Annotated in this window: 16 protein-coding genes, 1 tRNA gene and 1 pseudogene; 13 read left to right on the top strand and 5 right to left on the bottom strand. The window is 31.7% G+C overall.

The annotated features are described in order from the left end of the window. Nucleotides 1-3: 3 nt before the first annotated feature. Complete coding sequence (locus V6M85_RS04875; protein WP_338604608.1) at nt 4-933, bottom strand: archaellin/type IV pilin N-terminal domain-containing protein; 930 nt, start codon at nt 931-933, stop codon at nt 4-6. A 138-nt stretch (nt 934-1071) separates the two neighbouring features. On the opposite strand from V6M85_RS04875, the gene V6M85_RS04870 reads away from it, so the two are divergent. The 8 genes and pseudogenes from V6M85_RS04870 to V6M85_RS04835 all read left to right on the top strand — a co-directional run bounded on the left by V6M85_RS04870 (nt 1072) and on the right by V6M85_RS04835 (nt 8005). Beyond that, complete coding sequence (locus V6M85_RS04870; protein ID WP_338603702.1) at nt 1072-1563, top strand: hypothetical protein; 492 nt, start codon at nt 1072-1074, stop codon at nt 1561-1563. After that, nucleotides 1541-3022, top strand: coding sequence for a hypothetical protein (locus V6M85_RS04865; RefSeq protein WP_338603699.1), 1482 nt, complete (start codon nt 1541-1543; stop codon nt 3020-3022). The genes V6M85_RS04870 and V6M85_RS04865 overlap by 23 nt, the downstream gene beginning before the upstream one ends. Before the next feature lie 35 nt (nt 3023-3057). Beyond that, nucleotides 3058-3456 (top strand): hypothetical protein, encoded by a 399-nt coding sequence (locus tag V6M85_RS04860; RefSeq protein ID WP_338603696.1) that lies wholly within the window; start codon nt 3058-3060, stop codon nt 3454-3456. A gap of 225 nt (nt 3457-3681) precedes the next feature. Beyond that, a complete protein-coding gene (gene arnR / locus V6M85_RS04855) occupies nt 3682-4488 on the top strand; it encodes an HTH-type transcriptional activator ArnR (protein WP_338603694.1) in 807 nt (268 codons plus the stop codon). A gap of 13 nt (nt 4489-4501) precedes the next feature. Next, entirely contained in the window at nt 4502-4987 is a 486-nt protein-coding gene (locus V6M85_RS04850) for a hypothetical protein (RefSeq protein ID WP_338603692.1), read from the top strand. Nucleotides 4988-5405: 418 nt separating this feature from the next. Then, on the top strand, nt 5406-5609 hold the full coding sequence (locus tag V6M85_RS04845) for a ribbon-helix-helix domain-containing protein (RefSeq protein ID WP_338603689.1): 204 nt from the start codon (nt 5406-5408) through the stop codon (nt 5607-5609). 308 nt (nt 5610-5917) lie between these two features. Then, nucleotides 5918-6637 (top strand): ParA family protein, encoded by a 720-nt coding sequence (locus V6M85_RS04840; RefSeq protein WP_338603686.1) that lies wholly within the window; start codon nt 5918-5920, stop codon nt 6635-6637. A gap of 597 nt (nt 6638-7234) precedes the next feature. After that, nucleotides 7235-8005, top strand: a pseudogene (locus tag V6M85_RS04835) (ParA family protein). Here V6M85_RS04835 and V6M85_RS04830 read toward each other — a convergent pair. Both V6M85_RS04830 and V6M85_RS04825 read right to left on the bottom strand, forming a co-directional pair. Then, nucleotides 7991-8995, bottom strand: coding sequence for an alcohol dehydrogenase catalytic domain-containing protein (locus V6M85_RS04830; protein WP_338603684.1), 1005 nt, complete (start codon nt 8993-8995; stop codon nt 7991-7993). The pseudogene V6M85_RS04835 and the gene V6M85_RS04830 overlap by 15 nt on opposite strands. Before the next feature lie 354 nt (nt 8996-9349). Next, the gene (locus tag V6M85_RS04825) at nt 9350-9706 is read right to left on the bottom strand and encodes a hypothetical protein (protein ID WP_338603682.1); all 357 of its coding nucleotides are present in this window, start codon (nt 9704-9706) and stop codon (nt 9350-9352) included. An 85-nt stretch (nt 9707-9791) separates the two neighbouring features. On the opposite strand from V6M85_RS04825, the gene V6M85_RS04820 reads away from it, so the two are divergent. Further along, complete coding sequence (locus V6M85_RS04820) at nt 9792-10388, top strand: ParA family protein (protein ID WP_338603679.1); 597 nt, start codon at nt 9792-9794, stop codon at nt 10386-10388. 3 nt (nt 10389-10391) lie between these two features. On the opposite strand, the gene V6M85_RS04815 is transcribed toward V6M85_RS04820, so the two are convergent. After that, nucleotides 10392-10476: transfer RNA gene (locus tag V6M85_RS04815), tRNA-Leu, on the bottom strand. A 338-nt stretch (nt 10477-10814) separates the two neighbouring features. Between V6M85_RS04815 and V6M85_RS04810 the strand changes: the two genes are divergently transcribed. Next, entirely contained in the window at nt 10815-11810 is a 996-nt protein-coding gene (locus V6M85_RS04810; RefSeq protein ID WP_338603676.1) for a transporter, read from the top strand. Nucleotides 11811-12398: 588 nt separating this feature from the next. Beyond that, a complete protein-coding gene (gene prf1, locus V6M85_RS04805; protein WP_338604606.1) occupies nt 12399-13490 on the top strand; it encodes a peptide chain release factor aRF-1 in 1092 nt (363 codons plus the stop codon). Nucleotides 13491-13495: 5 nt separating this feature from the next. On the opposite strand, the gene V6M85_RS04800 is transcribed toward prf1, so the two are convergent. Then, nucleotides 13496-14128, bottom strand: coding sequence for a phosphoribosyltransferase (locus V6M85_RS04800; RefSeq protein ID WP_338603673.1), 633 nt, complete (start codon nt 14126-14128; stop codon nt 13496-13498). Between the two features lie 83 nt (nt 14129-14211). Here V6M85_RS04800 and V6M85_RS04795 point away from each other — a divergent pair, with 83 nt between their 5' ends. Continuing rightward, nucleotides 14212-15024 (top strand): S-methyl-5'-thioadenosine phosphorylase, encoded by an 813-nt coding sequence (locus tag V6M85_RS04795; RefSeq protein ID WP_338603671.1) that lies wholly within the window; start codon nt 14212-14214, stop codon nt 15022-15024. Then, complete coding sequence (locus V6M85_RS04790) at nt 14985-15770, top strand: hypothetical protein (protein WP_338603668.1); 786 nt, start codon at nt 14985-14987, stop codon at nt 15768-15770. The genes V6M85_RS04795 and V6M85_RS04790 overlap by 40 nt, the downstream gene beginning before the upstream one ends. Nucleotides 15771-15777: the final 7 nt, after the last annotated feature.

Genomic DNA, 15777 nt, shown 5'->3' with positions numbered 1-15777 from the left:
ATCCTACCCTATTACTGTCACATTACCTTCTGGCTGGTATACGTATTCTGATAATGTTAATGGAGAACCTATATTAGGTGAGATTTGAATGGTTATTGTCTGATACTGAAACACATGGCTTCCTAGATTAGGGCCAAACAGTATCATTACTCCTATAACAGATCCGGCGGGTGCAATAGCACTCCCTATTAATGGGTCACCGGCTACTGGATATGTAAATGCAAATGTCTGATTAACGTATGCATAATAAGTGACTGGCTGTCCATTTATATTCAGGGTAAACGTGAATGAATTATCGTTTTTCAGCCATGGATATTTCGTTAACAACTGTTGAATAGAACCAACAGATGAAGGTGTAGTGATGTACAGAGGTGATGGTTGAGGTGAAGTTGAATTTTTATATTGTTGATATAGAGTGTAATTAAGTGCTAATAGTGCGTAATATGGATTTGGATAGTACACGTATGTCTGTCCTCCATTATTTTCCTGGTCAACTAGATTTAGATATTGTCCGTTAGCGTATACTGTTTGTTGAAGATTACTCGGTGGTGTAGTAAGTAATGTATACTTATAAATATTTGAATACGCTATTCCCTCACTGGATGCTGTAAATGATATTGCCGTGGTAGCTGTAGATAGTTCTACACTTGATACACCAGAACTTGGAGATACTGTGAAGTAAATCCAATAGCTTCTAGAGTTAGTAGGATAATTTACAGCATATAATACGGATCCAGATAGCGTTAATGCTGTTGATGCAGTTTCTTCTCCTTTATCTATGGTAGATTTAGCTTTTTGTGTTACAAATAATCCCATATTTATTGCCACATATGCTAACACTGATGCAGTTATTATGAATGCTATTAATATTATTGCAGTATCTAGTCCTGCTAATCCTTTTCTTTTTACTTTCTTATTATATTTTTTTATTATATCTTTTTTTATCTTCACTTTTATCACTTGCTTGACCTCAATTCTCATAACACTTTTAAAAGCCTCTCTCTTACTTTCGACTACCAGTCACCGTTATTTTGGGCTAGTTTTTAAGTAACTCTTTATAGTATTGATTTGATGACTCCTATATTTTTAGAATATAAAGTTATACATGATAATATTTCATATTATATAATTTACGTATTTTTATATAATAGCTCACTAAAGTTAGTAACAATGTATATAGTAAATCCAAATTCGCATATAATATTGAATTATAATGTATCTTTAGAGCCACAACAAATATTTTCAGATACTACTGGGATACCTACATATTATAATTTAAATGGTAATAAAATACTAGCTTATAGCAACAATAATAATAGTTTAATTGTTGCATTTAACGGATTAATTCTTAAAAAAGCTGATAACCAATCTGTTATTTGTCTTGTGTCTGCAAATTACCCCGGAATTTCAAATAATTCATTTCCCAATCTCTATACATTAGCTAAGATATCAGTATTTGATAGCAATCCCAAGATTTTACTCGTAGGGGCAATACTTAGTATAGCGTTTTCCGTTATTATGGGAATTACGGTGGTACGCTATGATAACACTAGACAAAAATAATGGTAATAACTATATTCCATGGATATCTGCTCTTCTTTTGTTGTTTTCATATTCTATAGCTTCGGGATTATATGTAACAATTGAAAGAATTACATACTATCCAGTATTTGATTCAAAACTTATTTCAATATTTCTCACAATTCTGTCATCATCGTTGATGGTAATCTATAATTATAAGAGATATTTTTATCTAGTTCCATTATCTCTGTTGTCATTTATTTGGCCTTCCATAACTCCTTTTATCTTATCTGTATTTATTTTATATGAGCTAAGGAAGATTAATTCTGCAGTTGCTATAATTTTAATTATCGTAAATTCGTCAATGATTTCATGGGTATTTTTGCGTCTATTACTAGGCATAAATTCCTATTTTTCTTTGCCTTTAATTATATTAGAAGCAGGCGTACCTACAATAATTCCCGTAATATGGTTCTCTGGGATATTATTTTCTCTCTTTTATAAGAAAGACTCTAATAAGGCGCAATTAAGGGTTTCTCCGCTAGCCCCTTTTATTATGGTATTATTAATTTCTTTGATACCCTATTTGCCTTCAATAAATCCTTATAAAGTACCGGAAACTGTTGATTTTAGATATTATTACTCTTGGCTTTTAACTCCTACTTTTAGTGGCTGGTTCTTTTATTCAAGACCTTTATACTTATTAATATTGTACGTATTCTCATTAGTTTTTAAACCATATTATGTAGCCTATTACGAATTTGTATTTCTTTCAGTCTTTTATATTTATTCAGCATATAAGCTAACTTCTGCCATAGATAGATCTATAGCTTCATTATCGGCTTTATTAGCCTCAGTATCTCCCATGTTAATGACTTTTTTATACTCCGGTTTGGAGGCTAATCTATTTTCAATCTCATTAATGTTTCTTTCATTATCATACTTTATGAGAAGAGAAAGATTAAGTTTAGCTATTCTTTTTTCACTTGCTGCTATGTTTTCTCATATATACGCGTGGGCTCAACTATCTTCAGCGGTAATAGGATATTATCTATTTAAATTTCTCTTATATAGAGCAAAACCATCCAGGTACGAAATTGTATATCTATCTTCTTCTATTCCTTTTATGATAGCTGGTCTCTATCTCATCCTAAGTGGCGTGTTTCCTGTACCAATAAATTTGATGAACTATAATCAACTTATATATCAAATAGCCGTAGTTAGCTGGGGCTCTAACAATGCTTTACTTTACTTTCTATTATCAGCTTACGGAAATAGATATGTTAAGGAAGGTCTTCTAAAATTCATTTACTTTATATCAGTGCTGGGTATTATTTTATTAGCACCTGCAACGAATCTAATTATTGATCTCCCCCTATTCATTCCTGTAGCGTATGCTATAAGAAACATTAGCAGGAAAGATGTCTCAGTATTACTGGTTTTAACCTTAGTGTTATGGGCAATATACATGAGCATTAATAGTGTACCTAAAATATACTAGTAAACTTTTTATTTTTATTTGATAAAAACAATAGTGTGAAAGAGGTATATCAACTAGCGCTAGTTAGTGTTATATCTATCCTCGTAGTTGTAACAATAGTGTATGGTTTTTATATTCTTTTAATTCCTATTGTTTTGTTCTCATTATACTTGATCAAAGAGTCTAGAATACCTGATATAAAAGATCTAAATACGTTTTATGAGTATGTTACAAAGGTTTATGGGAAATATTTCACAGAAATAATTAAACAAAGGTTTAATATTATTCATGGTGACTTAACTTTGGCTTACTTCCCTTCTACATTAAAAGATAACACTATAGCAATAAGTGATAATCATCTAATTTTGAAATTAAACGATAAAGCAATCGTCATGAGCAAATACGAGGGTGTAGATTACTTGATAAATCTGATTAAAGGAGATAAGAAACTATAGTAGTTTTAGTCTTTTTCATTGAAACCTCAACGGATTAGTTTTCATCATACAAACTTTCGCTCATATAAGCAATTATATAACGACGTACACTTACTACAAAATGCACTATAGTATGGTTTTAGACGCCTTTAAATCTATGGTAACACTTAAATTTTATATATAAATATTATGTTTGTATAATTATGAACAAGGTTTAAATAGATCTAGAGTCTAATAATTAATGAAATGGCTTATAATGTTTTCGATATTTTGAAAGAGCTAGATTCGATCGTCGACTTTGCTAGGGCTAAACTGCAGTGGGATATTTTATTTTTTATAGGCTCTAAAGGTCCTTCATCTGTCTCAGAGATAGCGGATGGCACAGGCAATAGTAAAAAGGCAGTAGCAGATGCCATAAGAAAATTAATAGATAAAGAATTAGTAGTTAAAGTAAAGTATGACGTTTATGATCTATCTGATAATGGAAAACAACTATTAAGTAGATTGAATGAACTCATGAAGAATACTGTATTAACTCAAGAAAAGGCTAACGATGATCTTTCATTGCTGAGCACAGATAATCCTGTTCAATACTACTATCTACTAGAGTTATTGAAGGCAGCTCTACTTAATAATGGTATTTTACCTATTGACAGAGTTTCTAAGGAATTAGGCATATCTAGACAAACTCTTAAATATTATATAGATTTATTTTCGAATAAGAAGATCTTTAAGAAAGTTAATAAGAAAAATTTACTGGGAAAGGTTGTCCAAGTTTATGCATTAACTAATGATGGAAGAAAAATAGCATATAAGGTTCCTAATCTAGTGAAAATAAGAAATAATCTATTTTTAAAAATTCTTCTAAGAATGACTTTTAGTGTAAGATACGAATCTGCCTTAATGAAGCTAATGATTCTTTTTGCGCTAACTTCTCCCGTAATAATATATTATAAGCACTTAACAGGTATATATATCATAGCTATTTTGTGGTTATATATATTAGTTTTTACCTCGTTGTTAAGCATATTTGCATATCTAGCAATGAGATAGGTGATAGTTACAAATGGAATTAACCAATGCTAGTCTGTTATATTTAATATCAGGGAATTATACTCATTATTTCTTACTAATTACCATTCTAAATATAAGTGGCAATTCTATTATCGTAAATATGACCGAAATAAGTCATAATATATCTTTATCTTACATAGTAGCTTATCCCAGTTTTCTTCTTTTTATTCCAAATGCGACACAAAATGCGGTTGCACAATACGATAATATAGATGTTAATATTGTTAATTTATACAATTTTACAATTTACGTCGATACATATAATGGAATAGTGATACACTATACAGGTAAGGGGATAAACGCAACTTTAATTGGAGCTACTGTTCCTCTAGAGCCTAACGTATATAAACCAATTCCTTCGTATATATTGAATAAGTCTCATTCTAGTTTTACTATTATAGAGTATGAAACTTTATTTCTTACAATCAGCTTAGTCATATCATTTTACATCATATTTGAAAAGGCGAGTAAAAAATGAGAATAAAACTATTTAATATTGGCCGTGCATTTGTGCTAACGGGAATAGTTGAGTTGCTGTTGGCTTCTCTTTTTTTCTCCTATAAAAAAGCAAGTTTATCAATAGTATTGGGTGACTACTCTTATTTCTGCTTTTTGGTAGGTACTATAGTAATAGTAATCTATTGTGCTATGTCTAAAGTTAGCACAGAATGAATAGCATGAGCAGTATCAATATACGTAGATTATTGTATTAGATGTTTTAATTTGTTACTGATAACGTAGAAGCTTAAGCAAGTTATAACGATTCTAACTACAATTGCTAGGAAATTGACTATATTATGTTATATTTTGTGGATATTATTTGCTCGTAGTCTTCCAAGTGACATTTCATTAAAATTTATAATGTATAATTAGATAACATTTATAGGTAATAGAAAATGGAAAAGATAGTTAGAATTGACGATATTACTTATGTATTAGAAACCCAAAATTCTATGGTAGTTACATTTAAGTTAGAAGAGGATTTATTAACTATGGTTGATGAGACTCTAAGGAAATTAGGCTATAGCTCGAGAAGCGATTTTATAAGACATGCTATAGAAGAGTATATAAAATATCTTAGGGGAGGAAATAGTAAATAATGGAATCCAAATTAAATTTAGTTATTTTTCAAAATAAAGATTCCTCTAAAAATAAACATGATAATTATGTACTCCTAAGTATAGTGTGTGTATCATTTGAAAACTAGACGATAATTCTATGAATAGTCCTGATAGAGAGAATAGTCTCAATTTTCAGAAAATCCACAAACTACTCCTACTACTGCAATTTTCATAAAGAAGTAATACTTGAGCTATAAAGCGAATATTGAATATATTCATTATCATTTATAAGCCCATGGAAAAATTTTTATATTGGTCAATAAAAGCAAGAAGAAAGTGGAAAAGAGATGGAAATTATTTATGTACTCGGAGTTAAAGGTGGAATAGGGAAAACTACGTACTCGCTCTACTTTGCTAAAAGGTTATCTTTTATGGGTAACAAGGTACTATATTTGGATCATGACTATCTTTCCTTCGGATCTCTGGTTCTTGGACATCACGATATCGGCCTTGTAGAAGAAATTGAAAATAGATTACCTGCGCTTTCCAGAAGTTTAATTAATAGTGATAATTTTTATATGTTAAAACTTTTGTCAGATCCGATAGATTTTAACAAAATTTATTCTTTAGGAGATGAGATTATGGAGGCTATGGAAAAATTGAGCGATTTAGGAATACAATATATAATTTTGGATTCTTCAGTTGGTCTGATGCCAGATGATATTATAGTAAAGTCCTTAGAAAAATTGAGTCTAGTAAGAAAATCAGTATACTTAAGTGATATTCCTTCTTTAAATTCTACCATAAAGTACTCTCAACTATGGAGGGATGCAGTAAATTACAAAGCATTAGCTATAAATATGGTTCCACCGATCCCTGAAGACATGGACGAGGCTAGGAGTATTGCAAAATCAATTTATCAAAGTGAGAAATTTAATATGGTTGCTGTTATTCCTTTCGATGAAAAAATTTACAATTACAAGCCGATTAACAATAATTACGTGTACGAAAGGCTTGACTCCATTTTACATAACTTAATTAATAATACTAATGATCTTATTATATGAGTTTGAATCAGTTTAGCAATATCCTATAACCATTCCCATTGTAGATGTAACTCAATTTTCATTATTTTATTGATATTAATGGTGTTGAATATCTAAAGCAAACTTACAATAGTTTACATTTCAATTACTAGGAGGTAAACTGTACAAGCCTTTATAAAATTGTAATAACAAAATAAATAGTATTATACAGATAGATAGGGTATCATTTGAATCTAGCACATGGAATCTTAATTTAATGCAATACCTTCTAGCTGTAACATTAGCCTAGAATCTAGTTAGTTTCTAGGAAATAATTTATCTTGATCTAGATTATGGAATTTAATTCAATTTATAATAGGATTTCAAATGATTCTTTCCGGATACTTTAAGGATATATTTTCATTTTTTAAGATATTAGAATAAATCGTATAAGGAAGCCAAGCAAATAATTCTTATGTGTCAAGCAAAAAATTATGTTAATTAGGACATTTAACCATATACGAAAAATTTATACATGACATCTCATGCATTATAGAACTTTTAATATAAAATAATAGAATATAATTGCGGTATATTTCTGATATACTTTTATAAGGTAGTTTGTTATAATAAAACTCAATGATAAGAATAAATGTTGTCGGTTTTAAAGGTGGTTCTGGAAAATCGACTGTAGCATATTATCTTGCTAAACAATTAAGTAATTATTATTGTGTAACACTTATTGATAAAACTTATTCGGGAACAATAAGTAGAATATATAGCGTCAATAATAACATTTTCTCATTTTTAAAGGGTAAAAATGAGCTATTCTATGTTAGTAAAGGGAATCTTACTGTGGTAAATATGTCTTTTTCAAATGAACAAGATGTGAATAATGTGGATCTCGATTCATTTAAATACTTATATGGAAAATTATTAAAGGATAGCGATTTAGTTATTGTGGATCATTCGTCTTTACCTCATGATTTCGCAACAGAAATTGAGCTTAAGGCATTTATGGAGAACTTCAGAAATTTTACTTACAATACAGTTCTTGTTCTTAGCGGAGATGAAATCCCAGTAAAGAGATTTTTGAATTACACTTCTCTATTAAACGATTTCGTAAGGGGTTATGCTGAAAAACTCTTAGGCTTATCTCTACCTACTAACGCTAGATTCTTGAAAGTAATAGCAGTAGTTGTAAACAAAATTTTGGCGGGTCAAGAAAATAGGTTAGAAGAATTTATAAGAGGGGATGAGATCTTGCAATAGTCTGCAAGATTTGTTATCCCATTTTATCCTTCCCTTATCCAGAGACATTTTAAGGATATTGAGCCACCTAAAGAGATCAACGATCTAATCAGATACGTGTTAGATTTAATAAGGGAACCTACTTCAGTGTTGCGATGAGATTTGTAACATTATTCTGCCGTCTCTATTTTCGCTCATTATTTGTTTAACTGCCTCTGCACCTTCTTCTAGACTATATGTTTTCCAAACTTTTACCTTACAATCCTTGCATAAGTTTATTAACTCCATTAATTCCTTCCTTGACCCACCAGTAGTCCCCACTAATTTTATGTGTTTTCCGTATAGTGAGCTTAAGTTTACTTTTACTTCTCCTCCAGTCAGTGTTCCGAAAAATGCGAGTTTGCCATCATAACCTAGAACTTCTAAGCTTTTGTCCCACACCGACGAACCTAAAGAATTTATAACTATATTAGCCATTTTCCCACTAGTTATATCTTTTACTTTTTCCACTACTTCATTATACCCTACAACATAGTCAGCTCCTATTTCTTTTAACCAATTCTTTCTTGAAACTGCAATAACAGTAGCTCCGAACTTTTTAGCAAGTTCCACTGCGAAAATTCCCGTATTTCCACTTGCGCCAAATACTACAACTATATCATTGGGATTTATCTCTAATTCTCTTAATGCATGGTACGAAGTTAGTGCTGCTACAGGTAAACTTGCAGCTAGATCCCAATTCATATTTTCCGGAATTTTGAATACATTCTTATCTGGGACTGAAAAGTATTCTGACCAACCTCCATTTGTTACGACACTCATTATCCCTCCATTTCTGCATAACATTTCCTTACCAGATAAACACAAATCACAGCTTCCATCAAATACTCTATTATAAACCACTACCTTATCGCCTTTGTTTAAACCCTTTACGTGTTCTCCAACCTTTTCCACTACTCCAGCTATTTCGGCTCCCGGTATGTGAGGCATTGGTTTTACTGGTATGTAATTTACGACAAAATAGTCTATTGGGTTTAACCCTGATTTAACTACTCTTATTAATACGTCATGCGGACCTAATTTAGGCTCTTCAATTTCCTTTACTTTAAGGTTTTCTATACCACTTTTATCAAAAACAAGTGCTTTCATATGGGAAATTTTTTACTAGCATATAAAATGCTTGCTTAACTTTAGGTAACTCTGCAACAAATAAATTGTTTCTTGCTTGTTTTAGCGATTTTTAACGTGGACTATATTTGACATAACTGACTAAAAGTCCAATAAATTTCTAGTCTATTATCACATTATCAAAGACTGAAGTTAGTCTAAAACTTTCCGGAAAGTTTACATATATTCACGATGTTAACGAATTATAATAGCCACCATTAAGATAACGTTCATTTAGTCATATTGATTAATTATTTCAGAATTTTCAGGACTAAATATGTTATTTAATTATGTAAGAAAGGTCTAAGAGATTATTAGCCTTAGTGTCCTATTACATTATCTCATTCCTATCTTCGCCTTATTTTTGAAGCTAATATACTCAAACGCAAGGCTTACAAAATTGTCATCTGCTTCCTTGCATTTTTTTCTTATAGTGATATATCTTAATGTTTCTAGTTCTACGGACGTTAAATTGGTAATATATAAGAATATATTAGTGGGTTTATGTAATAATATAGCTTCTGCTCCTTTAAGTATGAATAAATGAAGTTTTTCTCCTTCTTCTTCTTCAATTATTTTTATATCTTGTGGGAAATTCGTTATCTTTTTCATCCATAGGTTTTCCAACATCTTGATCTCTTCATAATCATTGGATTTTTCTATATCTTTAACGAATTTCTCAATGACACTCATTGATAATATATAGTACCTTCATGTGTTTTTAAGTTTCAAGTAGAAAAAATATTAAATATATCTGAAGTACTATAGAGAGAAATAGTTGAGTACTACTGTTATTAGAATCTTAGGAATAAAGGGTGGCGTAGGTAAGAGCTCCATAGCATTTGCATTAGCTAGAATCATCTCAATCTCTGGATATAAGGTATTGTTTTTGGATAGAGATAATTTACATACAATTTCCAAGTTATTAGGGATAAAGGAGTGTGAACTATCCTTTGTTTTAGGCTTTACAGTATTCGCATGTAATGATTGGAGTAAAGTCCCCTTAAATGGATACGATTACATAATAATTGATACGTATGCTGGTATATCTAAGGAAGAGATATCTAGTATTAAAGGTGACAGAGTTTTTAATGTATTTATAACTGATTATTTTTCAATTCAAAATACACTAGAGTATATAATGACGTGGAATATGCAAGAAAATAGTAGAAATTTTTTAGTGATTAATATGGTAAAAAAAGAAGATGCTGAATATAATTCCCTTCAACTTGCAGTAGTAAATTCGCTCATATCAAAAAAGAATGTAAAAAATGACGGAGTATTTTTGTTTTCCTTCAACGAGGAATATTACGGATCTTACAGAGTAGATTCGTCTAATATAGAACTCTTACTAGCTCATATTTTAACGGGATGAAGATGCGGGGGACGGGATTTGAACCCGTGCAGGCCTTCGCCAGCGGAGCCTCAGTCCGCCCCCTTTGCCCTGGCTCGGGCACCCCCGCACATTCATTACTTTATAATAACTAGGTATAAAGTTTTACGACTACATATTCTGATTAGCTAAAAATATTACATCACCTTTTAGTTATAAAGTGTTACGAAAAAATCTCATTTGCTTGAAATAAGAATTAATATCAAAGAAGTTCTGAAAGTTGTTAGCTTCAATATGCTTCTCTTCAAATTCATTTGATTAATTAGTAAGTTTGTAAATGCTTTAACTAGCATTCGCTTCCGCTACGTAAATCAGTATTAGATAGTTTTAGTCTTCTCTCTCAGGTAGTTGATTTACTTAATCTAAACATGATATCATTAAGAAAGATTAGCAGGGAGGTGATGGTTAATGCCAATTAGGTTAAGATCGTTTATATTGCCTATTTTCTCTTACGCTATTCCCACATTTGTCTTAGTTTATCCTTCGTTTTTCGTTAATTGGCTCAGTAAGACGATGAATCTGGCGTATTGGGAGGTATTTGCAATAGTTGCCTTACCTTTTTTGGGTAGAATTATGGGTTCTTTTTTATATCAATCACTTAAGTTCAATGCAGTGGCATACTGTTTTCCTTTATTGGGACTTCTAGTCATTCTTCAAAATTTTCTAGATCTCAATATATTAGCGATAGTTAGATTCTTTGTCGGTGTATTATTTGGCTTATTAACAAGCTATGCAGTTGAGAGTGCTGTTAATAGTGGTAATAGTGCCTTAGTTGGTTTAACTACTGCAGGTTGGTCTATTGGCTGGGTTATGGGGTATTTTGCTTTTGCATTCCTTAAGGATTGGTATGATATAACTATAGTGGGATTTATTATAATGTTATTATCGCTACTGGGATTAGATAATAATGAAGATTTTAAATGGGTCAAACGTAGTTTTATATCTTTGCCTAAATTATCTTCTATCCTTATTTATATTTCCGCACTGTCTCCAGCTTTCGTTTTACAAATTATTCCAAGTATTTTTGAGGGATTAGGTTTAGCCTGGTTAATTCTTCCTTCTTATCTGTTGTCTATTCCGGTTTATGTCTTTTTACCAGTAATTGGTGAATTTTTTGGAATTAGGAGGGTTTTGGTTTTAAGTTCTGTTATTGTTCTAATCAGTTGTTTATTGATGTTCCTTTATTTTCCTTGGATGGTTTTAATTTTTACTAGCTTTGGTTTAGGTGTATTGGGTCTAGCTCCAAAATATTTAGTTTCAAGGGGTGAGGATTCTAGAAAGGTTGGCTTAGCTTTGAATATTGGTTCTATAATGGGTTTAATAATACCAACGCTATATGGTGTGATGCCAATGTCTCCAGAACTACTGTTATCAGCATTAATGATAGCTATGGTTATAGTATAATGATATAAATATTAAAAATTTCAATGATGATTTAGTAAGAACCTAGAAATAGGCCTTAGTATCATAATTTTGTGCTATTCCGTCATGCCGTTGAAAACAGTTTCCATAAAAGGATAAAATTTGAATATTTCGAGCGTAATTTATCTTTACATCCCACTTTAGATGCGGGTAATTAATTCTCTAATAGTAGTGAGTAAGGGAAGTTAAAATTTTAGGATTTCCCTGCGAAGAGAGATGAAAAAGGATGATTAGATAACCATTACTTCGATGAACTTCAAGAATTGAGTGTTGAATACAAAGTATATGAGATTCAGTGAGACTCAAACCCCATAGCATAGATATAAACATAATTATATAACTTTACTTTTTCGAAAATTTTACCATGTTATGTTACATTTTTCTATGTCTTTACAAGAGTAATGTAATTTTCAATAGTTTATAACTTCATTATGGGACAATGTGTTATTCTGTTTTGCACTAAATTGTCAGTGTAATATTTGAGAGAAATATGATTTTATTTACGATAGTTTTTTAAGAGGCGATGTGATAATGCTACATGATTAGGGATGAGTCTTTGATGAATACGTTATAAATAAACAAGAATTAAAGACACTGCTTAAGGAATTAAAAAAATGGAAGGCTCCTGCTACCGTGCTTTTGTCCTTGTACATTCCTCCGGGGAGACCAGTTCCAGATGTAGTAAACCTCCTTAGACAAGAATATTCGATAGCGCAGAACATAAAGCTAAAGAGAACCAGGGAAGCTGTATTATCAGCGATTGGTGCTGCAATAGATAGGTTAAATAAAATACCTAAGGTTGATGGAAATGGATTAGTTATGTTTTGTGGAGAGAATTTTGATACTGAGGACTTTAAGTGTTTTATGTTCTCCCCACCAGATAAAGTACCATTATTCTTCTATAGAACTGATAAGGAATTCCATACAGAATTTTTAGAGGATATGATAGAGGATACTGCAGTATATGGTTTAATAATAGTTGAGAGAGATGAGGCTACTATAGGCTTACTTAAAGGTACAAGAATAGAGGTCTTAGAGGAGATTGAAGGCTTTGTGCCTGGAAAGCACATGATGGGAGGTCAATCCCAGCGACGAATCGATAGAATAATTGATGAGATGTATCATAACTTTTTAAAGGAGGTTGGTGAAAAGGTCAATACGTACTTCTTACCTTTTATAGAGAATGGTAAGATGAAAGGTATTTTGTTAGGCGGTCCTGGATATGCTAAGGAGGATTTCTATAAAGAAGATTTTGTTGACTATAGAGTTAAGAAATTAATATTACAGCCCTTATTCGATGTATCTGATCAAGGCGAGGTTGGATTGAGAGAAATGGTCATGAAAGCTGAGGATCTGTTAAAGAATCAACAATACGTTGAGGTACAGAAACTATTGGAAGAACTAAAATATCATCTAGCTAAAGATGACGGTTTAATAATTTACGGAATAGAGCAGATAAAGAAGGCCATGGAGATGGGTGCAGTTGAAGCGTTAATAATTCATGAAGACGCTAGCAATAGCAAGGAATTAGAGAAATTGGCACAAGACGCCGAAAACTATGGTGTTAAGGTTTTTGTTATAGGAGATGAGTTACCGGAGGGCGAGTGGGTTAAAAAAACGTTTAATGGTGTGGTAGGTAAGTTAAGGTATAGAATATATTAGTGAATTTAAAGCATTTTTCTTCTTTTCATTTCTTTTAATATATCTTCTAATGGAATTGGTGGTTTTTCTATACCATAACTTTCTCTAAAAAGATTTTTGAGATCGTTTATGTCTATATTTTGCTTATTTTTCTCTATTAATATTTTATTTAATAGATTAATTTCATCTTCCCAATAATTCCAAGGATACATGAACCACGTCCAGCTTGTTATCTCATCAGCATAATAATCTGGAACTACTTTAGCTACGGGCTTTATATATTGGAGTGTAGCCGTTCTTACTTCTTTAGGTCTAAAATTTTCTGTTACATACTTTTTAGCTAATTCTATACTGTCACCGGTATCTGTAATATCATCTATTATTAACACGTTTTTTCCAGATAGATCTACCTTAAAGGGATATTTCACTTTGGCCTCTGGAGTATGTGAGGCAGTTACAATCCAATGTTCTATCTTTATTGATAATATGTCTAAAATACCTAATACATCAGCTACTAATCTAGCTGGAACTAATCCACCTCTTGCAATTGCTATTATGACATCCACATTATATTCGTCATCTCTAATTTTTTCAGCCAATCTTGTTGAAAGATTCACTATATCCTCCCATGTAACTACCTTTACTGGTATCTTGGGCAAAATTAACTCCCTAAAAAATCTCTGTTAAAACTTTATCAATTTTTTGGTTTATACTTTATAAGGAACATTAATGTATTTCACCTATGATTCAACAAAATGAAAAAGCCCTAATAGGGATTATAGGCGGTTCTGGATTATACGACCCTGGAATTTTCTCTGAAGCTAAAGAGCTTAAGGTATATACGCCATATGGCGAACCAAGTGATTTAATTACCATAGGTAAAATCGGTAGTAAAACGGTTGCATTTTTACCAAGACATGGACGGAGACATAGAATTCCCCCTCATAAGATAAATTATAGGGCTAATATTTGGGCATTTAAGGAACTAGGTGTCAAATGGGTCATATCAGTTTCTGCTGTGGGTAGTCTGAGAATGGATTATAAACCAGGGGATTTTGTAATACCCGACCAATTCATAGATATGACAAAGAAAAGGGATTATACTTTCTTTGATGGGCCAGTAGTGGCACATATATCAATGGCCGATCCATTTTGTAATCATTTAAGAAAACTAGCGATAGAAACGGCTAATGAACTTAACATTGTTGTACACAATACAGGCACTTATATATGTATTGAAGGTCCTAGATTCTCAACAAGAGCAGAAAGTAGAGTTTGGAGAGAAGTTTACAAGGCTGATATAATTGGTATGACTCTAGTCCCGGAAGTCAATTTAGCGTGTGAAGCTCAGATGTGTTATGCGACTATTGCGATGGTTACCGATTATGACGTCTTTGCAGAAGTCCCAGTAACTGCGGAAGAGGTAGAGAGAGTTATGTCGAAAAATGTAGAGAAAGCTAAGAAACTCTTATATGCGCTAATTCAGAAGTTGCCGGAGAAGCCGGAAGAGGGGTTGTGTTCCTGTTGCAACAGCCTGAAGACAGCACTAGTCTGAGAAAATTGATAAAGTTTTTAAAAATGGATTTGTCACGACTCGAAGTAATCGTATATGGGCGTAACTCTGAATTGCCAGCATTTACTCTTAGTAGGGCATTTTCTACATTGAGGAATAAAATTATTATGATAACTAACATTTATGATTTTCTTTTTCTTCAGAATCCATATGTTGAAATTTCTAAAGTTATTGCGTTTACTGAGGATGAGAACGAACTGAGGGAACTTATAGATAATTTAGGAAATTTAGGAGTAGACGGTGATATCTACTATTGTGGATCGACAAATATTAAACCTAGATATAATTATATCTCACTTTTTAGCTTGGATAAGATCTTTTGTGAAATTAACTTGTCTTTGTCAATTTTAAAGTCTTTAACTGGTGGTAATACAGAAAGAGAAAGAAGAATAAAAGACCAGCTAAGTGATCTTACTGATCTGGATAATTATATTAGAGATAAGGCAAAGGCGTTTAATTTAGACTTACCTATGCTTCTATCACCTATAATGACTCCTACTAAGTCTTTTCTAGAAAAGCTTGGACTATCTGTTTCAACTTATTTTGACATTAAAATATTAGATGGGGTTCAAGTAGTTTATAGTGGTGTAGATATGCATATTATGAGGAGAATTATATTTTCATTAAGATCTGAAGGCAAAAAGGTAAATGAGATATTACTTGATGTTGATCCATTATTAGCACCCATATATTTAAGTATGATTATGTTTTACTTAAAAAAGAGATAACGGAGGT

This window comes from Sulfolobus tengchongensis, assembly GCF_036967215.1.
GTDB classification, from domain to species: domain Archaea; phylum Thermoproteota; class Thermoprotei_A; order Sulfolobales; family Sulfolobaceae; genus Saccharolobus; species Saccharolobus tengchongensis_A.
Note: the sequence above shows the minus strand (reverse complement) of the source record. Positions and strands in the feature narration are given on the sequence as shown.